The sequence below is a fragment of the Kitasatospora sp. NPDC050463 genome (assembly GCF_040655255.1).
Taxonomy (GTDB): Bacteria; Actinomycetota; Actinomycetes; order Streptomycetales; family Streptomycetaceae; genus Kitasatospora.
Map to the genome: position 1 here is coordinate 94558 of NZ_JBFAJO010000026.1, position 21172 is coordinate 115729.

The 21172-nt window shown below is 72.4% G+C and carries 20 protein-coding genes and 4 pseudogenes; 11 read left to right on the forward strand and 13 right to left on the reverse strand.

Annotated elements, in window-relative coordinates; all coding sequences use genetic code 11:
- Nucleotides 1-201 precede the first annotated feature (201 nt).
- The 4 genes and pseudogenes from AB0J08_RS18575 to AB0J08_RS18590 all read right to left on the reverse strand — a co-directional run.
- Nucleotides 202-672: a hypothetical protein gene (locus AB0J08_RS18575; RefSeq protein ID WP_360634707.1), complete on the reverse strand. Its 471-nt coding sequence runs from the start codon at nt 670-672 to the stop codon at nt 202-204.
- 371 nt (nt 673-1043) lie between these two features.
- On the reverse strand, nt 1044-1529 hold the full coding sequence (locus tag AB0J08_RS18580) for an NUDIX hydrolase (RefSeq protein ID WP_360634710.1): 486 nt from the start codon (nt 1527-1529) through the stop codon (nt 1044-1046).
- Nucleotides 1530-1582: 53 nt separating this feature from the next.
- Nucleotides 1583-1903, reverse strand: coding sequence for an NUDIX domain-containing protein (locus tag AB0J08_RS18585; RefSeq protein WP_360634760.1), 321 nt, complete (start codon nt 1901-1903; stop codon nt 1583-1585).
- Between the two features lie 297 nt (nt 1904-2200).
- Nucleotides 2201-2434, reverse strand: a pseudogene (locus tag AB0J08_RS18590) (ketopantoate reductase C-terminal domain-containing protein); the annotation flags it as partial.
- A 39-nt stretch (nt 2435-2473) separates the two neighbouring features.
- On the opposite strand from AB0J08_RS18590, the pseudogene AB0J08_RS18595 reads away from it, so the two are divergent.
- Nucleotides 2474-3298, forward strand: a pseudogene (locus AB0J08_RS18595) (LysR family transcriptional regulator); the annotation flags it as partial.
- Nucleotides 3299-3330: 32 nt separating this feature from the next.
- Here the strand turns inward: AB0J08_RS18595 and AB0J08_RS18600 are convergent.
- Together AB0J08_RS18600 and AB0J08_RS18605 are read right to left on the reverse strand one after the other, a co-directional pair.
- Entirely contained in the window at nt 3331-4092 is a 762-nt protein-coding gene (locus AB0J08_RS18600; protein WP_360634713.1) for a maleylpyruvate isomerase family mycothiol-dependent enzyme, read from the reverse strand.
- Nucleotides 4093-4103: 11 nt separating this feature from the next.
- A complete protein-coding gene (locus AB0J08_RS18605; RefSeq protein ID WP_360634716.1) occupies nt 4104-5513 on the reverse strand; it encodes a PLP-dependent aminotransferase family protein in 1410 nt (469 codons plus the stop codon).
- A 47-nt stretch (nt 5514-5560) separates the two neighbouring features.
- On the opposite strand from AB0J08_RS18605, the gene AB0J08_RS18610 reads away from it, so the two are divergent.
- On the forward strand, nt 5561-6766 hold the full coding sequence (locus tag AB0J08_RS18610; RefSeq protein WP_360634719.1) for an MFS transporter: 1206 nt from the start codon (nt 5561-5563) through the stop codon (nt 6764-6766).
- A gap of 38 nt (nt 6767-6804) precedes the next feature.
- Nucleotides 6805-7083, forward strand: a pseudogene (locus AB0J08_RS18615) (RidA family protein); the annotation flags it as partial.
- Here AB0J08_RS18615 and AB0J08_RS18620 read toward each other — a convergent pair.
- The 6 genes and pseudogenes from AB0J08_RS18620 to AB0J08_RS18645 form a co-directional block, all read right to left on the reverse strand.
- Nucleotides 7035-7316, reverse strand: a complete 282-nt coding sequence (locus AB0J08_RS18620; protein WP_360634766.1) for a hypothetical protein — start codon at nt 7314-7316, stop codon at nt 7035-7037. The pseudogene AB0J08_RS18615 and the gene AB0J08_RS18620 overlap by 49 nt on opposite strands.
- A 66-nt stretch (nt 7317-7382) precedes the next feature.
- A pseudogene (locus tag AB0J08_RS18625) lies at nt 7383-7895 on the reverse strand (LLM class flavin-dependent oxidoreductase); the annotation flags it as partial.
- Between the two features lie 115 nt (nt 7896-8010).
- Nucleotides 8011-8871 (reverse strand): amidohydrolase family protein, encoded by an 861-nt coding sequence (locus tag AB0J08_RS18630; protein WP_360634722.1) that lies wholly within the window; start codon nt 8869-8871, stop codon nt 8011-8013.
- Between the two features lie 8 nt (nt 8872-8879).
- Entirely contained in the window at nt 8880-9764 is an 885-nt protein-coding gene (locus AB0J08_RS18635) for a 3-hydroxyacyl-CoA dehydrogenase NAD-binding domain-containing protein (protein ID WP_360634725.1), read from the reverse strand.
- Complete coding sequence (locus AB0J08_RS18640) at nt 9761-11731, reverse strand: acetoacetate--CoA ligase (RefSeq protein ID WP_360634728.1); 1971 nt, start codon at nt 11729-11731, stop codon at nt 9761-9763. The genes AB0J08_RS18635 and AB0J08_RS18640 overlap by 4 nt, the downstream gene beginning before the upstream one ends.
- On the reverse strand, nt 11728-12522 hold the full coding sequence (locus AB0J08_RS18645) for a crotonase/enoyl-CoA hydratase family protein (RefSeq protein WP_360634731.1): 795 nt from the start codon (nt 12520-12522) through the stop codon (nt 11728-11730). The genes AB0J08_RS18640 and AB0J08_RS18645 overlap by 4 nt, the downstream gene beginning before the upstream one ends.
- A gap of 120 nt (nt 12523-12642) precedes the next feature.
- On the opposite strand from AB0J08_RS18645, the gene AB0J08_RS18650 reads away from it, so the two are divergent.
- Nucleotides 12643-13095, forward strand: coding sequence for a MarR family transcriptional regulator (locus AB0J08_RS18650; protein ID WP_360634763.1), 453 nt, complete (start codon nt 12643-12645; stop codon nt 13093-13095).
- A 90-nt stretch (nt 13096-13185) separates the two neighbouring features.
- Here AB0J08_RS18650 and AB0J08_RS18655 read toward each other — a convergent pair whose 3' ends face one another.
- Entirely contained in the window at nt 13186-13878 is a 693-nt protein-coding gene (locus AB0J08_RS18655) for a substrate-binding domain-containing protein (protein WP_360634734.1), read from the reverse strand.
- Between the two features lie 75 nt (nt 13879-13953).
- Between AB0J08_RS18655 and AB0J08_RS18660 the strand changes: the two genes are divergently transcribed.
- The 7 genes from AB0J08_RS18660 (at nt 13954) to AB0J08_RS18690 (ending at nt 21049) form a co-directional block, all read left to right on the forward strand.
- Nucleotides 13954-14721: an IclR family transcriptional regulator gene (locus AB0J08_RS18660; RefSeq protein ID WP_360634737.1), complete on the forward strand. Its 768-nt coding sequence runs from the start codon at nt 13954-13956 to the stop codon at nt 14719-14721.
- A gap of 114 nt (nt 14722-14835) precedes the next feature.
- Nucleotides 14836-16047 carry a 4-hydroxybenzoate 3-monooxygenase gene (locus AB0J08_RS18665; protein WP_360634740.1) on the forward strand — a complete coding sequence of 404 codons (1212 nt, stop codon included), beginning with the start codon at nt 14836-14838 and terminating at the stop codon, nt 16045-16047.
- A 25-nt stretch (nt 16048-16072) separates the two neighbouring features.
- Nucleotides 16073-17098: an amidohydrolase family protein gene (locus AB0J08_RS18670; protein ID WP_360634743.1), complete on the forward strand. Its 1026-nt coding sequence runs from the start codon at nt 16073-16075 to the stop codon at nt 17096-17098.
- Nucleotides 17099-17116: 18 nt separating this feature from the next.
- Complete coding sequence (ligK, locus tag AB0J08_RS18675; protein WP_360634746.1) at nt 17117-17806, forward strand: 4-carboxy-4-hydroxy-2-oxoadipate aldolase/oxaloacetate decarboxylase; 690 nt, start codon at nt 17117-17119, stop codon at nt 17804-17806.
- 2 nt (nt 17807-17808) lie between these two features.
- A complete protein-coding gene (locus AB0J08_RS18680; protein WP_360634749.1) occupies nt 17809-18729 on the forward strand; it encodes an amidohydrolase family protein in 921 nt (306 codons plus the stop codon).
- Nucleotides 18730-18756: 27 nt separating this feature from the next.
- Nucleotides 18757-20064 (forward strand): protocatechuate 4,5-dioxygenase subunit alpha, encoded by a 1308-nt coding sequence (ligA, locus tag AB0J08_RS18685; RefSeq protein WP_360634752.1) that lies wholly within the window; start codon nt 18757-18759, stop codon nt 20062-20064.
- A 1-nt stretch (nt 20065) separates the two neighbouring features.
- Nucleotides 20066-21049: a Gfo/Idh/MocA family oxidoreductase gene (locus tag AB0J08_RS18690; RefSeq protein ID WP_360634754.1), complete on the forward strand. Its 984-nt coding sequence runs from the start codon at nt 20066-20068 to the stop codon at nt 21047-21049.
- Nucleotides 21050-21172 lie beyond the last annotated feature (123 nt).

The window sequence follows — 21172 nt, forward strand, 5'->3', positions numbered from 1 at the left end:
AGGGGTGCCGGCCAGCCGTGAGCGCGGCGGCACGCAGGTAGGAAGCCAGCAGGGCATCGTGCCCCGGGCGGACATCGCCGTGCCCCGGAGGCAGGACGTAGTAGTTGACCTGGTCGGTGTGCCCGACCGCGAGGCCGCCCCCGGAGGCGGTGATCGCGGTCCTGGCGGTGACCGGCGGGGCCGGAGTGGCGCCGGGCGCGCTCAGTCCTGGAGCGGGCCCGGCTGCGGAGGGTTTCCCAGCGAGACGTTCCCCATCCGCAGGGCGGCCACGGAACCACGGTCGGCCCGGATCTCGACATCCCCGACGACCGCGAGCCCGTCACCGGTCGCGGACACCGCCTCGGCACGGGCGGGCACATGGGCGTCGAGCAGGGCGCGCAGAGCCTCAGCGGCCGACCTCCGGTCGTGCTCGGCGAGCCCGGCGAGAGCCGCCTCGAAACGCGCCTGCCACGCGGCCTGTACGGCACGCCGCACGACCTCCGCCTCGGGCTCGTCAGCGGTGGCCAGTGCGTGCGCACTGCGGTCCAGCTCGACGCCTACGCGCTCCTCGTCCTCGCGACCGAACCACCCGATCACCACCTGCCGCAGCCCCTGCCAGGCACTGGTTCCCGCCGCCTGCACCACCGCCGTGCCCCCCACCGCGGCCAGTGCGGTCAACCCCTCCGCCAGCATCCGTTGTCCCCTCGCTCGCTCCCCATCCGACACCTGTGACCGTAGCGCCCCGGCCAAGGGCTGTCCGCCAATTGATTCTTCGGTGTACCCGATCTGCGACAAGTCGGCCCTGCTCCGGCTCACGGCCCCACTGCCTCGGCGGGCCGAGAGGCGTGGCCTCCTCTTCGCTGCACACCGTGATCGCGAACTCTGCCCCGCCTGCTCGCACCGCGGTACCCCGATGCCCCGACGAGGAGCGGATCCACGCCCGCTTCGGGCTATCCCCCCGCCGCGGTACTGACCTCGGCGCTTCAGCGAGCAGCCGCAGGTCGGCGTCGGCGGGCAGGGCCGCCTGCTCGCCGGTGGGCGGGCGGCGGTGGCGGCCGGGCATCTCAGGCTCCGACGTAGGCGCGCAGGTCCGCGGGGGTGTCCCAGCCGTAGGTGGAGAAGCCCCGGCCGTCGCCGGAGAGGTAGGCGGTGAGGGCGGCGTGCGAGGTGGGGAACATCGGGGTGGGTAGCACGTCAACGTCGACCCAGATGACGGCGAGGTGCTTGTCCGGTTCGGTGTTCGTCAGCTCGCCCCGCCAGGACGTCGCGGCGAACACGGAGAGCAGGAAGGGGCCCTTGCCGTCCCAGCCGGCCCTGACCTGGATGGTGTGGACCAGCCGCAGCTCATCGGCGGCGACGACCAGGCCCGCCTCCTCGCGCAGTTCGCGGGCGGCGGCCTCGTCGAGTCGTTCGCCCTCCTCGACCTTGCCGCCGGGGACGGTCCAGGCGGGGACCGTGGACCAGGGGTCGTTGGCGTAGTGGACGCAGGCGACCTTGCCCGCCTTCTCGTCGTGGACGATGACGCAGACGGCCTGACGCAGGGACTGCATGGATGCTCCAACCGGTAGAGGGCGAAGGGGTGGTTCACACGAGGTGGGGGCGCTCACGTGGGCCGGCCGACGGTGGACAGGGCGCTGCCGCGGGTGATCTCGCCGAGCGCGTGGACGGTGTAGGGCACGGTGTCGGTCGGGAGTTGGTCGAGCCGCCAGGAGCGCAGCGCTTCGCACTTGTGCGGTTCGGCGTTGCGGATCTGGCCGTCGTAGCGGGCGGGCCGGAAGAACAACTGGAGGCGGCTGCGGCCGTCGTCGGCGTCGAGATGGTGCAGGGTGTGGACGAGCGCGAGGTCCTCCTCGGCGATGAGGATGCCGAGCTCCTCCTCGGCCTCGCGCGTCATCGAGCGGGTGACCGTCTCCCCGGGCTCCATGTGTCCGGCCGTTCTCCAGGCATCCGCTTCCTGTAGAAGTAACTCTCTGAGCATGGGGGAATTATGGATGGTCTGGGGCGCTGGTCCGTTGACTTCAGTCCGGCGGCCTGCAGGTCCGGACCGCCGCCCCACTCCGCCAGCCTGGACAGCGGGCCAGGCCGCCGCAGGGTCACGGGCGCTTCCTGGTGAGCCGCCGTCGGATGGGACGGATCGCCGCATCGGGTTCAGGCCTCCTGGGTGGGCGGCGCCGGCGCGGAGGACCGCTCCGCCGATGGCATCGACTTCGAGGGGGCGTCCGGCCTCGGCGTCGCGCTGCATGGAGGACTTCATGGTGTCCGGGACGCGATCGAAGAAGGAGAGCACGGTCTCGGTCGTTACCTGTGCGCCGGCGGCCCGGGCCACGGCGGTGATCTCGTCGAGCACGGCGAGCAGTTCCGGGCGCAGGTCGCCGCGGATGGTTCCGACGTCCGCGCGGTGTCGGGTGGTCAGCAGGGCGAGCGGGGCGAGGAAGGCGAGCTTGTCCCAGAGCATCGCCGTCTCGTTGCTTCGCAGGGTCACGCCGAGATCGGCCTTTCCTGCACGCAGTCCGCGGTCAGCCAGCACGTGAAGCGGCTGGAGCGGGAGTTGGGCCTGCTGGAACGGCACACGCGAGGCGTGGTGCCCACGCCGGCCGGACACACGCTGAACGCGGCGGTCACCGAGGGCCTGGGCAGCATCGACCACGCACTTCGCCGACTCGACGAGGCCGCGCGCGCGGAAGGCGGATCGGTACGGGTCACGACGGGAGCCACGACCATCCGGCACTTCATGTCCGCGGCCGTCGTCGACTTCCGGCGGCAGTTTCCCCGCGCCAGCCTCGAATTCCAGACCGAGACCTCCAGCCGCGGCTGCTTCGACGCGCTCGCCGCCGGCCGTGCCGACCTCGCCTGGATCACCCTGGGGCCCACAGATCGCGCCATCGAGCAACGCCCCGTCGTCGAAATCCCCTGGGCGCTCGCCGTCTCGGCGTCCGACCCGCTCGCGGCCAAGGCCCGCGGCGAACCGGCCGACCTGCAGGACGCCCGGCTCATCGGGCTTCCGCAGAACTCCACCTCCCGCCTACAACTCGGCGCCTGGCTCGCGGAAGCCGGGATCCGGCCGGTCTTCGACACCAGCGTCACCGACTGGGACACCGCAATCCTGCTGGCCGAACTGGGACTGGGCCTCGCCGTCGTCCCGGCCCTGCCCGCCTGGAGCGGCCCCGGACACCCTGACCTGCGACTGATCCCCATCCCCGCGCTCCCCGCCCTCACCGCGGGTTGGGCGGTACGCCGCTGGGACGCCCTCTCCCCGCTGGCCCGCGCGTTCGCCGAGGCCGTCGCGCACCACTGCGGCAAGCAGACCGTTCGGGAATAGCCGCCGCCACGACGCGCCGTCAGTCCCTTTCGTCAGGGATGCGCGCGCCCCCAGCCCGGTTCCGGCGGGAGCGGCCACGTCGGTGGTGGCGGCAGGTGCGGTTCCGACCGGAGGTCTTCGTCCGGGCCGCGGCCGGCGAGCCAGGCGAGGAGCGTGTGGCCGGGGCCGGTCGCGGTGGGGCCGGTGGGTGCGAGGGTCCAGGAGCGGTCGAGGTCGGTCGCTTCGAAGCGAGCCACTGGGAAGTTGCGTGCGGCCAGAGTGGCGATGGTCTCGTCGAGTGCCCAGGTGACGTAGCCGGTGGGCCAGTCGACGGTGGTGTAACCGAGCTTCAGGTCGATGTGGTGGGTTTCGAGTTCGCGCCGGGCACGGTGGAGGGTGTACCAGGCGGGGTGTCGCCATCCCGCGAGGGCGGTGACCAGGGTGGGCCAGCGGTCGGCGGGCATCGCTGCGGCCTCGTCGAGCAGGCGGTCCAGGCTGCCGCGCAGGTCGGCGATGAGCTCGGCGGCGCCGCGACCGGCGCCGTGCCGCAGCGCGTGGTCCAGGGTGGCGGCGTCGGCCCGTGCTCCGGGTTCGATGCCGGTGCGAGCCAGGGCAAGTAGCCATCGGTAGACGTCGGCGCTACGCGCCAGGTGCGTGATGACGTGCCCACGGCTCCATCCGGGAAGCACGGATGGCTCGCGGGCAGTCACGTCCGTAAGGGCGTCGAGGCCGGCAGCCAGGCGCGCGGCCGAGCTGCGGACGTCGTGGAGGAGAGCGGCGATGTCGGCCGGATCGAGGTCGGTACTGGTGGTCATGGGTCGGTAGGTTACGGCCGGCCGGTCAGCAGGTGGCCGATGGTCGCGATGCCCTCGGCGATGGCTCGTTCGCCTACGTTGCCGAAGCCGAGGACGAGTTGCGCCGGCGCGGTGGCGTGTGAGGCCCGGTGGGCGCTCATGCCGTAGAGGCCGACGGACCGTTCGCGGGCGGCGGTGACGATGTGGTGTTCGTCGGCGCCCGCGGGCAGGTGGGCGACGGCGTGGAAGCCGGCGGCGAGGCCGGTGACCGGCAGTTCGGGGGCGTGTTCGGCGAGCGCGGCGAGCAGGACGGTGCGGCGGGCGGCGTAGGTGGCGCGCATGCGGCGTAGGTGGCGGTCGAAGCGGCCGGACTCGATCAGTCTGGCCAGGGCGAGTTGGTCGAGTGTGGGCGTGCCGCGGTCGCTGCGGTGCTTTTGCTCGGCGATCGGTCCGGCCAGTTGGGGCGGGCAGACGATCCAGCCGATGCGCAGGGCGGGAGCGAGGGACTTGCTGATGGTGCCGATGGAGATCACCCGGTCCGCGGCCAGTCCCTGGAGGGCGCCGACGGGCTCGCGGTCGTAGCGGAATTCGGCGTCGTAGTCGTCCTCGATGATGACCGCGTCACGGTCGCGGGCCCACTCGACGAGGGCCAGGCGGCGCTCGGGGGCGAGGGCGACCCCGGTCGGCCACTGGTGGGCGGGGGTGACGACGGCGGCGCGGGCGGCGGTCGCGGCCAGCGCCCGCACGTCGATGCCCTGCTCGTCCACCGGGACGGGGATCGCACGCATGCCCGCCGTGGCGGCTGCGGCGGTGACGGTGCCGGGTGAGCCGGGGTCCTCGAAGGCCACGGCGTGCGCACCCGCGTCCGCGAGGGAGCGGAGCGTCAGGCCGAGGCCCTGGGCGTAGCCGTTGCAGACGACGATGTGCTGCGGGTCGGTCGCCGCGGCGCGCACCCGGCGCAGGTACCCGGTCAGGACCTCGCGCAGGGCCGCGTCGCCGCGCGGGTCGCCGTAGTCGAACTGGGCGGTCGGCATGGTGCGGGCCGCCTCGCGCAGGGCCCACAGCCAGTCCTGGACCGGGAAGGAGCCGAGATCCGGTACGCCGCAGCGGAAGTCGGCCACCAGGCGCGACGCGGCGGTGCTCGGTTGCGGGATGCCGGGCGGTACGGCGGCGCCGGTCGCCACCCGGGTGGCGGACCCGGGACGGGTGGTCAAGTAACCCTCGGCCTGGAGCTGGGCGTAGCACTCCTGGACCAGGCCGCGGGAGACGCCGAGCGACCGGGCGAGATCACGGGAGGACGGCAGGCGTTCGCCGACCTGCAGGCGGCCGGTGCGGATCGCGTCCCGCAGCCCGTGCTGTAGTTGGGCGTGCAGCGGTCGGCCGTTGGTCCGGTCGACGGTAAGCAGCAGCTCGGGCGGGGAACTGGACCACTCCGGCGGCATGGAAGTGGAGCTTACCGGCGATCCGGTCGCGCTCTTAGCGTCCAGCTGTGACCGAAACGCTCGACACCACCTCCGCCACGACCACCACGCGCCCGGCTCTGCTGACACGGCCGCTGCTGCTGCGCTTCGTGTCCATCCTGGGCGCCTCGACCAGCTTCTACCTGCTGCTGTCCGTCGTCCCGCGCTACGCCTCGACCGGAGACCGAGGCGGAGGCGGCGGCGCGGCAGGACTGGCCACCGGAGCGCTGATGCTGGCGACGGTGCTGGGTGAACTCGCCACCCCCGTCCTGGTCCGCCGCTGCGGCTACCGCGTCGTACTGGCCGTCGGCCTGGCCCTGATGGGCGCACCCGCGCTGGCGCTCGGGTTCTCCCGGAACCTCGGGTGGATCGTCGCGATGTGCCTCCTGCGCGGACTCGGCTTCGCGTTCACCGTGGTCGCGGGCGGCGCGCTGACCGCCTCCCTCATCCCGGCCGAACGGCGCGGCGAAGGGCTGGCGCTGGTCGGCATCGTCAGCGGACTCCCTTCGCTGCTGGGCCTGCCGATCGGGGTGTGGTTGGCCGCACACGCGGGCTACGGCGTCGTCTTCACGGCCGGCGCAGTGACCGCGCTCGCCGCGATTCCCGCAGTGCCCGGCCTGCCCGACCGGATCCGCGCCTCCGGGCGGCCGATCGGCATCACCGAGGCGCTCCGCACTGCCGAACTGTTGCGCCCCGCCGTGGTCTTCGCGGTCACGGCGCTCGCGGCAGGGATTGTCGTTACCTTCCTGCCGCTCGCCGTCCCTGCGTCGGCCACGGGCCTGGTCGCGGCGGCACTGTTCGTCCAGCCTGCGGCGGCCACGCTGGCCCGCTGGCTCGCCGGGCGTCACGGAGACCGGCACGGCTCCGCCGGGCTCGTATTGCCGGGTGTGCTGCTGTCCGCGCTCGGCACCGGGCTCATGGCGCTGACCGGCCATCCGGTGGCTGTGATCATTGCTGTCGGTCTGTTCGGCATCGGCTTCGGCCTTGCCCAGAACGCCACGCTCACGCTGATGTACGCGCGGGTCTCCGCCGCCGGCTACGGCACGGTCAGCGCGATGTGGAACTTCGCCTACGACGCCGGCATGGGCGTCGGCGCCGTCGCTTTCGGCTGGCTCGCTGTCGGAACTGGCTACCCGTGGGCGTTCGCGCTGACCGCCCTGGCCATGCTCGGTGCCCTCGTCCCTGCCCTGACCGACCGCAGCGCCGATCACCCGAAGCGTCGTGCCGGCCGCTGACTCACCACACCCGTCGCGACAACCACGCTGGAGTCCCCGTGCAGCATTTCGTCCGTCCGCCCGGCAGTCCACCCGTCAACGGCTACAGCCACGCTGTGGCGTTCACCGGGCCCATGGTCGCGGTCTCCGGCCAGGTACCCCTGGACGCCGAAGGCGGAGTCGTAGGTGAGTCCGATCCCGCCGCTCAGATCCGGCAGGTCTTCCTGAACCTCGCCACGGCACTCCATGCTGCGGGAGCCCGCCTCCAGGACGTGGTCAAGCTGACCGTCTACCTGACCGACCTGGCCGACGTGGACCCCTTCCGCCAGATCCGCGACGCCGGCCAGTCGCCGCGCAGCCGCAGCACCGGCGTCAGCAACAGCGCCAGTACCGGCGGCGAGACCACCATCCACATCAGGTCGCTCACCTTGCCGGTCACCGGGCCCGGCCAGGCGTGCTTGCCCACCCGGTCGTTGAACGCCAGCACCAGCACCGCCGCGACCGTGCCCGGATTCCCCACCCACCGCAGGGCCGCCCCGACGGCTACGGCCCGTTCCCCCTCGTTCCGCATGGAAGCGAGTGTCCCGGGCGCCGGTCACGACCAGGCCACGCGGGAATCTCGGTGTACCACCCGGGATCAGTGGGCTGCCGCCGTCGGACGGGATCCGGCCTTCCCCGGCCGGGTGAAACGGTTGGCCGGGCGGGGAAGGCCGTAGTGCTCGCGCAGGGTGGTGCCGGTGTACTCGGTGCGGAACAGGCCGCGCTGCTGGAGGATCGGCACCACCCGCTCGGCGAACGTCTCCGGCCCGGAGGGCAGGACGGCCGGCATGACGTTGAAACCGTCCGCCGCGCCGTGCCGGAACCAGTGCTCGATGGTGTCCGCGACCTGCACCGCCGTACCCGAGAAGGTCCGGTGCCCGCGGCCGCCGCCGAGCCGTCCGATCAACTGACGCACCGTCAGCCTCTCCCGGCGGGCGAGCTCCACGATGAGGGTGTACCGGCTCTTCGCGCCCTCGATCTCGTCCTCCACGGGCAGGTCCTCGGGCAGCTCGCGGTCGAGCGGCAGGCGTTCGGGCTCGGTCCCGAGCAGGGTGGCGAGCTGGCGCCGCGCGTACTCCGGCTGGATCAGGCGGTCGAGTTCGGCTTCCAACTCCCGTGCTCGCCCCCGTCCTCGCCGCTCCGGCCCCGGCGACGGCCGAACCGCGCGATCACCGACCTCGGCGCGCATGATGTCGGCCCGGTGGAAACCAGGCATGCGCGGGTCGTCAGAGGCCGAGGATACGGGCGGCGTTCTCCTTGAGGATCAGGGGGCGGACCTCCGGCTTGATGTCGAGGGCGCCGAAGTCCGCCAGCCAGCGATCGGGTGTGACGACGGGGAAGTCCGAGCCGAACAGCACCTTGTGCCGGAGGAAGGAGCCGGCGGCCTTCACGAGCTGCGGCGGGAAGTACTTCGGCGACCACCCCGACAGGTCGATGTACACGTTGGCCTTGTGCGTGGCGACGGAGATCGCCTCGTCCTGCCAGGGCACCGACGGGTGCGCCAGGACGATCGTCAGGCCGGGGAAGTCGGCGGCGACGTCGTCCAGGAGCATCGGGTCGGACCAGCGCAGCTTGATGCCGCGCCCACCCGGCAGGCCGGCGCCGATCCCGGTCTGCCCGGTGTGGAACAGGGCGGGGACACCCAGCTCCTGGATCGCCTCGTAGAGCGGGTAGTGCTCCCGGGCGTTCGGCGCGAACGCCTGGAGGCTGGGGTGGAACTTGAAGCCGCGGACGCCGTGGTCGAGGACGAGCGAGCGGGCCCGCGCGACGGCGTCCGGCCGGTGCGGGTCGACGGAGCCGAACGGGATGAGGACGTCGGGGTGGGCGGCCGCAGCGTCGGCGATCTCCTCGCTGGACAGGGCGGGATGGCCCAGGCCCGTGGTGGCGTCCACCGTGAAGACCACGGCGGCCATGCGGCGCTCGCGGTAGTACGCGGCCAGGCGCTCCACGGTCGGTGTGCGGTCCTGGCCGGACTTGAAGTAGGCGGCCGAGGCGTCCATCAGCTCCGTGTCGAGCGCGAGATGGCCGTGGGCGTCCTGCTCCACGTGGACGTGGAAGTCGATGGCGATCGCATCGGCGGGGTTCATCGGTGTGCTCACAGGTGGTCGGTCCGGTTCTTGGCGTCGAGGAGGAGGGAGAGGAGGGCGTCCCGTTCCGCGACGAGGTCGGCCTCCGCCGTCCCGGCGAGTTCGTCGCTGACGCCTTCGGTGACGGCGCGTGTCAGCTCGGGCGTCAGGCGCGGCGTGCCGAGATCGGCCCACCACTCCTCCATGGGCGGCCCGAGGTGCTCCAGGACGTGCGCGATGCCGCCCGGGCCGCCCGAGAGGTGCTGGTTGAGGAAGGGTCCGAGCAGCGCCCAGCGCAGGCCGGGGCCGTGGGCGATCGCCGCGTCGACGTCGGCGACGCTCGCCGCGCCCCGCTCGACGAGGGAGTACGCCTCCCGCCACAGCGCCGCCTGGAGCCGGTTCGCGACATGGCCGGGCAGTTCCTGGCGCAGCCGGATCGGACGGCGGCCCAGGCTGCGGTAGAAGCCCATGGCCTCGTCGACGGCGGCCTCATCGGTCCGCTCGCCCGGTACGACCTCGACCAGCGGGATGAGGTGGGGCGGGTTGAACGGGTGCCCGACGAGGACCCGTTCGGGATGAGCCGTGCAGGTCCGCTGGATCCGCGACGGCAGCAGCCCGGAGGAGCTGCTCGCCAGGATCGTCCCCGGCGGGGCGGCGGCGTCGAGGACGGCGAAGAGCTCGTCCTTCAGGTCGGGACGCTCCGGGCCGTTCTCCTGGACGAAGTCGGCGTCCGCGACGGCCTCGGCGAGGTCAGGGGTGAACGACAGCCGGCGCTGGTCGGCGGCGACGGCCGCCCGGAGCCGCTCCTCCGCGCCGGGCGCGGGATCGCCGGCGACGACCTCGTGCCCGTACGACAGGAAGAGCGTGGTCCAGGATGCCCCGATGACTCCGGTGCCGACGACGGCGACCCTCATGACGCACTCCCGCGCGCGGTACCGGCGGCCCGCCCGGCGGCGTACGCGACGAAGGGGTCGAGGGAACGCGGGTCGGCGAGGACATCGGCACTGGCGACGGACTCGGGGCGCGCGCCGAGCAGGATCCGCTTGACCGGCACCTCCAGCTTCTTGCCGGTGCGGTTGCGCGGGACGGCCGGCACCCGTTCGATGACGTCCGGGACGTGCCGCGGCGACAGCGCCGACCGCAGCGCGCGGGCGATCCTCGTACGGAGGGCGTCGTCCAGCTCCGCGGGGCCGGAGACGAAGAGCAGCAGCTCGCCGTTGCCGCCTTCGGGGTCCTCGATGTGGACGACGAGACTGTCCTCGATCTCGGGAAGGTCCTCGACGACGGCGTAGAACTCGGCGGTGCCGAGCCGGACCCCGCCCCGGTTGAGGGTGGCGTCGGAGCGTCCGGCGACGACGCAGTGGCCCTCGGGCGCGAACCGGACCCAGTCGCCGTGCCGCCACACGCCCGGGTACTCCTCGAAGTACGCGGCCCGGTAGCGGGAGCCGTCGGTGTCGCCCCAGAAGCCGACGGGCATCGACGGCATCGGCTCGGTGATCACCAGCTCGCCCAGCTCGCCGACGACCCGTCGGCCCTCGCTGTCGTAGGCGTACGCGGCGACCCCGAGACAGGGGCCGGAGATCTCTCCGGCGCGCACGGTCTGGAGCGGGCTGCCCTGGAGGATTCCGGTACAGACGTCGGTGCCGCCGCAGCCGACGTTGAGCAGGACCTGGTCCCCGAACTGCTCGGCCACCCAGCGGAAACCGTCGGCGGCGAGGGGGCTGCCCGCCGCGCCGAGCTGCCGCAGCCGCGACAGGTCGAACTCCTCGGCGGGCCGGATCCCGGCCTTGCGGCAGGCCATGAGGTAGCCGGGGCTCACGCCCATCAGAGTCGTCCCCGTCTCCTGCGCGATCCGCCACTGCTCCCGCAGGTCGGGGTGGACCGGATTGCCGTCGATCATGACGATCGAGGCGCGGACGAGCAGCGCCGAGACCAGGGTGTTCCACAGCATCCAGGCGGTCGTGCTGAACCAGAGCATCCGGTCGCCCGGCTTGAGGTCCCAGCTCAGCGCGTTGTTCTTCAGGTGCTCCAGCAGGATCCCGCCGTGCCGGTGGACGATCGCCTTGGGGATGCCGGTGGTGCCGGAGGAGAAGAGCACGAACAGCGGATGGTCGAACGGCACGGGCTCGAAGGACGGTTCGGCCGGTTCGGCCAGCAGCTCCGGCCACCCCAGCGCGTCGGGGAGCGCGTTCGGTCCGTACGGGACGTGGACGACCCGCTCGACGGTGGGCAGCCGGGAGGCGATCTCCGCGACCTCGGTACGGCGGTCGACGTCCCGCTCCCCGTAGCGGTAGCCGGCGACGGTCAGCAGCACCTTCGGTTCGAGCTGGGCGAACCGGTCGACCACGCTGCGCGGGCCGAACTCCGGGGCGCAGGCCGCCCAGACCGCGCCGATGCTGGCGGTGGCGAGGAAGGCCACCAGCGTCTCCGGGATGTTCGGCAGGTAGGCGACGACCCGGTCGCCCTTGCGGACGCCGAGGCGCAGCAGCCCGGCGCGGGCCCGGGCGACCTGGTCACGGAGTTCGCCGAAGGTCAGTTCGACCGGCGCCCGGGTCTGGGAGCGGGCGACGACCGCGACGGCGTCGAGGTCCTCCTCGCGGCCGAGCGCGTGCTCGGCGTAGTTGAGGGCCGCGCCGGGGAACCACTCGGTGTCCGGCATCGACCTGCGGCCCAGGGTGGCGGTGGGCGGGGTGTGGGGGCGGACGTCGAAGAACTCCCAGACCGACGACCAGAAGCCGTCCAGGTCGGTGACGGACCACTGCCACAGGCTGTCGTAGTCCGGGAAGCTCAGCTGCCGCTGAGACTCCAGCCAGCGGAGGTACCGGCCGATCTCCGACTCGTCCCTGACCGAGGGGCCGGGGGTGCTGAGGATCTCGCTCATCGGGCGTCCTTTCCGTGGGAGCCGGGTGCGCCGGCGACCTTCGCGGCACGGCCGTCGAGGAACGCCCGCATCCGCTCCTGGGCGTCGCGGCTGCCGGCCGCGACGGCCGACATGAGCGATTCGAGCAGCAGTCCGCCGGCGGGCGAGGCTTCGGCGATCCGGGGGAGCGCCTGAAGGACGGCGAAGTTGGTCAGCGGTGCGTTGGCCGCGATCCGCTCCGCGAGTTCCAGGGCCCGGGCGCGCGCCCCGCCCTCCTCGGTCAGGTACTGCGAGAGGCCGACGGCCTGGCCCTCGGCGGCGTCGAGGACGCGGCCGGTGAGCATCATGTCCGCCATCCGGTGGGCGCCGATCAGCCGGGGGATCCGGACCGAGCCGCCACCGCCGACGAAGAGTCCGCGCTGTCCCTCGGGCAGCGCGTAGAACGTGGACGGCTCGGCCACGCGGATGTGCGCGGAGGCCGCCAGCTCCAGGCCGCCGCCGATCACCGCGCCCTTGAGCGCGGCCACCACGGGGACGCGCCCGCCCTCGATGGTGTCGAAGACGCGGTGCCACATGAGCGAGTGCTCCAGGGCCTCCTCGGTGGACCGCTCGGTCAGCTCACCGAGGTCGAGCCCGGCCGAGAAGTGATCACCCTCGGCGTCCAGGACGACGGCCCGGACGTCCGCGCCCGGCTTCCGGAAGAACTGCTCGACGCTCAGCACGGTGGCGTCGTCGAGGGCGTTGCGCTTGGCCGGGCGGCGGAGCGTCAGGACCGCCACTCCGTCGCGGCGGTCGATGGAAAGCGTGGTCAAGAAGGGCTCCTCAATTATCAGGAATCCTGAGTATCGGAGAGCGTCTCGCCGGTGGGCAAGGGGGTTGGGCTAGAATTTTTGACAGGTTTCCTGATGATGGGGGGAGGGCTTGTGACGGACATGGCTCCGCCGTCGTTGCTGTACTCGGTGAAGCAGGTCGAGCTGGTCACCCGGGCCCGGCTCGACGAACTGCTCAAGCCCGCGGGCGTCACCGCCCTCCAGTACACCGCCCTGACCGTGCTCGAACGCCGAGACGGCATGTCCTCGGCCGAGCTCGCCCGCAACTCCTTCGTCAGACCGCAGTCCATGTCCGACCTGGTCGGCGCGCTGGAGCGGCGGGGCCTCATCGCCCGGTCTCCGGACCCGGCGAGCCGGCGCCGCCACATCATCAGCCTGACGGAGGAAGGCCGCGCCCTGCTGGACCGCTACGCCCCGGCCGTCCGGGAACTGGAGGACGAGATGCTCACGGGCTTCACCGCCCGCGAGCGCACCGCCTTCCGCGCCTACCTCAACCGCGCCCGCGAAGCACTCGGCCAACCAAGAGACCTGTCTACGTCAACCACGTCGACGTAGCCTGCCGGATGAGCGAACGCGCGGTGCCCGAGCCGCGGCGGCGCCGGCGGCGGCGCAGCCGCAGCCGTCCAGGTCCTTGTGTCGGCCCTGCTACCCGATCGCCCGCATGCCCCGGGCACGGGCGATCCCCGACGCCGCGTCGGACCCGAGGAGGTCGAGGACCTCGCGGGCCCGGCCCGGTCGGACGGACGAAGCCAGCACGCCCCCGCTGAAGACCGAGGTGATCGCGGTGTCGCCCGGCAGCGGGCCGACGACGACGACGCCCGGCAGGTCCGTCAGCTCGCTGCGCTGCTGGAAGGCCAGGTCGGCCCGGCCGGACGACAGCAGGCTGCCGGCGGGCACCCCCGCCGGCGCCTGGACGAGCCGCTCCGAGAGCGTGCCGGTGAGCCCCAGCCGGGTGATCAGCTCGATGAGAGCCGTCCCGCTGGGACCGGTGGAGTACGCGACCCTCGTCGCGGCCAGGAGCGCGGCGCGCAGGTCGGATTCCGAGTCGAGGGCCGGAACCGGCGCCCCGTCCGGTACGGCGGCGACGACCTGGGAGACCCACAGCGGGCGCGCGGTTCCCCTCAGGAGGTGTCCTCCCTGCTCCAACTCGGCGAGTGCTCCTGCGGCGAGGACGAGCAGGTCGGCCCCGACGCCCTCGCGCACCCGCCGCGCGACCTCGACCCCACCGGCGGACTCGAAGCGCACCAGAACGCCGCAGGTGTGCCGGAGATGTTCGGAGAGGTCAGCCAGGACCGGCCGCGTCGCCATCGAGGACAGCCCGGAGATCTCTGGGTTCACATCGCCTCCTTGGGATCCGGCAGCCGGTACGACGCGTGCCAGGGGGGCTTCGCGCCGGTCTGCGAGACTGGCCGGATGATCACACCCCGGAGCACGGCGGCCGGAAAGGTCCTTGAGGTCCTCGCGGCCTTCGACCGTGAGCACCCGTCGCAGACACTGTCGGAGATCGCTCAGCGTACGGGCTTGGCGTTGAGCACCACGCACCGCGTGGTCACGGAGCTGGCGGGCTGGGGAGCGCTCGAACGCGCGGAGGACGGATCGTGGCACATCGGGCTGCGCCTGTGGGAGATCGCCTCGGGGTGTCCGCGGACCCAGATCCTGCGCGACGCGGCCCTGCCGTTCATGCAGGACCTCTACGAGGCGACCCATGAGAACGTACAGCTCGCGGTGCGCGAGGGCACGGAGCTGGTCTTCGTGGAACGGATCGCGGGGCACGGGTCGGTCGAGGTGGTCACGATGGTCGGGTCCCGGTTTCCCGTCGGCTCCACCGGGATGGGCCGGGTGTTGTTGGCGCACGCGCCCCGGGAGATCCAGGAGGAGGTCCTGGAATCGCCGCTCCGGGCCTGGACCCAGCACACCGTCACCGACCCGAAGGCGTTGCGGACGCAGCTGGACCGGATCCGCCGGGAGCAGGTCTTCGTCAGTGATCGGCAGCTCTCGGAGCGTTCGGTCGCGGTGGCCGCGCCGGTGCGGATCGGCCGGGCCGGCCCGGTGAGCGCCGCCCTGGGGATCGTGATCGCAGCGCGGGGTGCGAGCCGTGTGCGCGGGCTGCGCGAGCCGCTGCTGAGGGCTGTGCGGGGGATCTCCGACGAGCTCGGCAGGCGGGCCCGGACGACGGCCTGACGACGGCCTGACCGACGGCGGTTTCCGCCTGGCGGAAAGAGTGGCGACGGGGCGGGGGACCGGATGCCAGCGTTCGGGGTGTTCGCAGCCCCCCGCCACCGCTCAGGAGATGCCATGGCCGATGCCATCGTCGACACCGTCGCCTCGGTCCCCGTCGCCGTCGTCGGCGCCGGCCCGGCCGGACTGATGCTGGCGCATCTGCTCGGGCGTGCCGGGGTCGAGACGATCGTGCTCGACACCCGCACCCGGCAGGAGATCGAGACGACGCACCGCGCCGGCATCCTCGAAGCCGGCGCGGCCCGGGACCTGGTCGAGACCGGCGTCTCCGAGCGGATCCTGCTCGACGGCCACGAACACGAGGGCGTCGAACTCCGGCTCGGCGGCCGGCCGTACCGCGTCGACTTCAAGAAGCTGGTCGGCGCGTCGGTGTGGCTCTACCCACAGACCGACGTGTTCACCGACCTGGCCGACGCCAGGGAACGCGACGGCGGCACGGTCCGTTTCGGAGTCAGGGACACCGAGGTCCTCGACATCACGACCGACACCCCCCGGGTCCGCTGGACCGCGCCCGACGGGACCCGCCACGAAGTCCGGGCACGGTACGTGGTCGGCGCCGACGGCTCGCGCAGCACGTGCCGCGAGCTGGTGCCCGAGGACCGGCGGGCGCGCTACGGCAAGGAGTACCCCTTCGCCTGGTTCGGCATCATGGCCGAGGCTCCGACGAGCGCACCCGAGCTGGTCTACGCCCACTCCGAGCACGGGTTCGCGCTGATCAGCCAGCGCACCGAGACCGTGCAGCGGATGTACTTCCAGTGTGCCCCCGACGAGCCCGTGGACGCCTGGCCGGACGACCGCATCTGGGAGACGCTCCAGGCCCGGGTGGCCGGTGAGGACGGCTTCCGGCTCAAGGAGGGGCCGATCGTCGAGAAGACGGTGCTGCGGTTCCGCTCCTTCGTTCAGGAGCCGATGCGTTGGGGCTCGATGGCGCTGGCGGGCGACGCCGCGCACACCGTACCGCCGACCGGTGCCCGCGGGCTGAACCTGGCGCTGCACGACGTGAAGGTCCTCGCCGACGTCCTGCTGCGGGCGCTCGGCGGCGAAGGCGCGGCCGCGCTGGACGACTACCAGCCGCGCGCCCTCCAACGGGTCTGGCGGGCACAGAACTTCTCGTACTGGATGACCCGGCTGCTGCACACCGCACCCGGCGCCACGCCGTTCGACCTGCGGCGTCAGCTCGGGGAGCTCGACAACGCGGTGGGCACCCGGGCCGGGCGGACCTTCCTCGCCGAGCAGTACACCGGCTGGCCCACCGCAGCCCAGGACTGACCCGGACCCCACCAGGAGAGCACGCATGATCATCGACTGTCACGGCCACTTCACCACCGCACCACCGCAGTTGGCACACTGGCGGGACCGGCAGGTGGCCGCGGCCGGCTCCGCCGGTGACGCACCCGACCCCGCCACCCTCAGCATCACCGACGACGACCTGCGCCAGGCGATCGAGGGCAACCAGCTGCGGCTCATGGACGAGCGTGGCAGCGACCTGACGATCTTCTCCCCGCGGGCCAGCTTCATGGCCCACCACATCGGCGACTTCGAGGTCTCCTCGGTATGGGCGCGGATCTGCAACGACCTGGTCCACCGCGTCAGCACGCTCTACCCCGACCGGTTCGCGATGGGCGCGATGCTCCCGCAGTCGCCCGGCGTCGACCCCGCCACCTGCCTGCCCGAGCTGCGCCGCGCGGTCGAGGAGCTCGGTGCGGTGACGGTCAACCTCAACCCCGACCCCTCGGGCGGCAGGTGGACCGCTCCGCCGCTGACCGACCGCAGCTGGTACCCGCTCTACGAGGCGATGGCCGAGTACGACATCCCGGCCATGATCCACGTCAGCACCTCGTGCAACCCGGCCTTCCACACCACCGGGGCCCACTACCTCAACGCCGACACCACGGCGTTCATGCAACTGGTCCAGGGCGATCTGTTCGCCGACTTCCCGACGCTGCGGTTCGTGATCCCGCACGGTGGCGGCGCGGTGCCCTACCACTGGGGGCGGTTCCGCGGCCTGGCGATGGCGCTCGGCAGGCCGGACCCCGGGACGCTGCTGGACAACGTCTTCTTCGACACCTGCGTCTACCACCAGCCCGGTGTCGACCTGCTGACCCGGGTCATCCCCAGCCGGTCGGTCCTCTTCGCCAGCGAGATGATCGGCGCGGTCCGCGACATCGACCCGCGCACCGGCCACCACTTCGACGACACCAAGCGGTACGTCGACGCCACGCCGCACCTCTCCGACGAGGAGCGGGCCGCCGTCTACTCGGGCAACGCCCTGCGCGTCTACCCCCGCCTCGCCGCCCGCCTCGCCGCGGCCGGCCGCTGAACCCAGGAGAACGAACGCATGGAGCACACCGAGATCGGCGTCGTCCACACGTCGGTCACCCGCGCCGCCCCCGAGGCGGTCGCCGCACTGTCGGCGTTCGGCGTGGCGACGATCCACGAGGCCATGGGCCGGGTCGGACTGATGCGTCCCTACCTGCGCCCGGTCCACCCCAAGGCCCGGTTGTGCGGCACGGCGGTGACCGTCCTGCTGCAACCCGGGGACAACTGGATGCTGCACGTCGCCGCGGAGCAGATTCGCGAGGGCGACGTCGTCGTCGCCGCCTGCACGACCGAGAGCGAGGACGGGTTCTTCGGCGAACTGCTCGCCACGTCCTTCCGCTCACGGGGATGCCGGGGCCTGGTCATCGACGGCGGCGTGCGCGACGTGGCCGACCTGGAGGAGATGGACTTCCCGGTCTTCGCGCGGGCGGTCAACGCCAAGGGCACGGTGAAGGCCACCCTCGGCTCGGTCAACGTGCCGGTGGTCTGTGCCAACGCGCTGGTCCGGCCCGGCGACGTCGTCGTCGCGGACGGCGACGGCATCGTCGTGGTGCCTCGCGAGCGGGCCGCCGAGGTGGCCGAGGCCTCGGCCGCGCGCGAGGCGGGGGAGGCGGGCAAGCGCGCGAGGTTCCGCGCGGGCGAACTCGGCCTGGACATCTACGACATGCGCGGCCCGCTGGGCGCGCTCGGGCTGCGGTACGAGGACTGAGGATGACCACGACCTTCGAGAAGACCCCCGGCTGGCTGGACTGGTACTCCGGTCCGAGCCGCCCGGAGTTCCACCTGCCCCCGGGCGCCGTCGACGTCCACTGCCACGTCTTCGGGCCCGGCGCGGAGTTCCCGTTCGCGCCCGAGCGCAAGTACACCCCGTGCGACGCGTCGAAGGACCAGCTCTTCGCACTGCGCGACCACCTGGGCCTCGCCCGCACCGTCGTGGTCCAGGCGACCTGCCACGGCGCCGACAACAGCGCCATGGTCGACGCCCTGCGAGCGTCGGGAGGCCTGGCCCGCGGGGTCGCGACGGTGCGTCCCGGGATCGCGGACGCGCAGCTTCGGGAGCTGCACGAGGCCGGTGTGCGCGGCGTGCGGTTCAACTTCGTCAAGCGGCTCGTCGACGCGGCGCCGCAGCGGGACCTGTGGGACGTCGTCGAGCGGATCGGACCGTACGGCTGGCACGTCGTCGTCTACTTCGAGGCCGCCGACCTCGCCGACCTGCGTGAGTTCCTCCTCTCGATCCCGGTGCCGCTGGTCGTCGACCACATGGGCCGGCCCGATGTCGCCAAGGACCCGTACGGCCCGGAGTTCGAGGCGTTCCTGGACTTCATGCGGGCCCGGCCGGACATCTGGTGCAAGGTCACCTGCCCGGAGCGGCTGTCGGTGAGCGGCCCGCCGGCCCTCGACGGGGAGCGGACGGCCTACCACGACGTCGTCCCGTTCGCCCGGCGCGTGGTCGAGGAGTTCCCCGACCGGGTGCTGTGGGGCACCGACTGGCCGCACCCGAACCTCACCGACCACATGCCCGACGACGGCCTGCTCGTCGACTTCGTGCCGCACATCGCGCCGACGCCGGAGCTGCGGCACAGGCTCCTCGTCGACAACCCGATGCGCCTGTACTGGCCCGAATCGGACTGAACCGTCCCACGAACGGAGGACCCACCCATGTCGCTGGACAAGAGCTACAAGCTGGTCCCGGGGACGACCGTCTTCGATGCCGAGCAGTCCGCCAAGGGCTACCACCTCAACCAGTTCTGCATGTCGTTGATGACGGCCGAGAACCGGCACAGCTACCTCGCCGACGAGCGCGCCTACCTGGACGCGTGGCCATTGCGGGAGGAACAGAAGCAGGCGCTGCTCGACCGCGACCTCAACGCCGCGATACGCGAGGGCGGCAACATCTACTTCCTCGCCAAGTGGGGTGCGACGCTGGGACTGTCGTTCCAGCAGATGGCCGGCTCGATGACCGGCATGACCGAGCAGGACTACCGCGACATGATGGTCGCCGGCGGCCGCTCCATCGCCGGCAACCGGATCGATCACGCCGTCCTCGAAGCGGCCCACGCCGACCGGACGCCGCCGGCCGAGCACGCCACGATCACCGGCGCCGTCTTCACCTCGCACGTGCCGGCGATCGGCGCGGCGATGGACCACCACAAGACCGACGAGCCCTACTGGCAGCCCGTCTTCGGCGGCTACGAGTACTCCAGGCGGTGGGAGCGGGAGAACCTCCCCGACGTGGTGTTCCTGGTCTACAACGACCACGCCACCGCCTTCGACCAGTCGGTGGTCCCGACCTTCGTGCTCGGCACCGGCGCGGTCTACCCGACCGCCGACGAGGGCTACGGGCCCCGGCCCGTCCCGGGCATCGAAGGCCATCCCGACCTCGCCGCGCACATCGCGCACTCGCTCATCAGGGACGACTTCGACCTCACCCTCGTCAACGAGATGAGCGTCGACCACGGCCTGACCGTCCCCCTGTCACTGATGTTCGGGGACGTCGAGGCCTGGCCGTGCAAGGTGATCCCGTTCCACGTCAACGTGGTGCAGTACCCCGTGCCCTCGGGTGCCAGGTGCTTCCGGCTCGGCCAGGCGCTGCGCAGGGCCATCGAGTCCTACGACCGGCCACTGAAAGTGCAAGTGTGGGGGACCGGCGGCATGAGCCACCAGCTGCAGGGCCCCCGGGCCGGCCTCATCAACCGCGCGTGGGACAACGCCTTCCTGGACCGGCTGGTCGAGGACCCGGGCGGCCTGGCGCGGGTGCCGCACCTGGAGTACGTCGAGGAGGCGGGCTCGGAGGGCATCGAACTGGTCATGTGGCTGATCGCCCGCGGCGCGATGAGCGACATCGACGGAAGCGGCGAGATCGAGGTCAAGCACCGCTTCTACCACGTCCCGGCGTCCAACACCGCCGTCGGACACCTGATCCTGGAGAACCACCCGCGGGCCGCGGTGCCCGCCGTGAAGGAGTGACATGACTGAGGACCGGACCGACCGGACCGTCCGGATCGCCCTCGCCGGAGGCGGCGCCTTCGGGGCCAAGCACGCCGCCGCGCTCAGGCGGATCAAGGGCGTCGAGGTGACCGCCGTCGTGAGCGGTTCCCTCGACAGCGCCCGGAAGTTCGCCGAGGAGCAGGGCGTGGGCCGGGGAGTCGCGACGCTGGAGGAGGTGCTGGCGATGGACGACGTCGACGCCGTCATCCTCGCCACGCCCACGCCGGTGCACGCCGCGCAGACGCTGGCCTGCCTGGAGGCGGGCAAGCACGTCCAGGTCGAGATCCCGCTGGCCGCCTCGCTCGGCGACGCCGAGGCGTGTCTGGCCGCGCAGCAGCGCACCGGGCTCGTCGCGATGGTCGGGCACACCCGGCGCTTCAACCCCAGCCACCAGTGGGTGCGCCGGCGGATCGAGGCCGGGCAGTTCCGGATCCAGCAGATGGACGTGCAGACGTACTTCTTCCGCCGCACCAACCTCAACGCCCTCGGGCAGCAGCGTTCCTGGACCGACCACCTGCTGTGGCACCACGCCGCGCACACCGTCGACCTGTTCGCCCACCAGACCGGCTCGCCGATCGTGCAGGCCAACGCCATCCAGGGACCGATCCACCCCGAACTCGGCATCGCGATGGACATGTCGATCCAGCTGCGCGCGGAGAACGGGGCCATCTGCACCCTGTCGCTCTCGTTCAACAACGACGGGCCGCTCGGCACGTTCTTCCGCTACATCGGCGACAGCGGCACCTACCTCGCGCGCTACGACGACCTGGTCACCGGCAAGGACGAGCCGATCGACGTGAGCGGTGTCGACGTCTCGATGGACGGCATCGAACTCCAGGACCGCGAGTTCGTCGCCGCCATCCGCGAGGGCCGGGAGCCGAACTCCTCCATCGCCCAGGTGATGTCCTGCTACCGGACGCTGGCGGGCCTGGAGACGCAGCTCGCCGCCGCCCCGGGCGCGTGAGCGCGGCGCCGTAGGCGGCGCCAGGCGCCGCACCGCCCGGGGCGGGGTTGCCACGGCACCGAGGGAGCCCGCCCCGGGGCGGCCGGCCGGGGGCGCTGGTGGAGTAGCCGAAGGCGAGGCGGT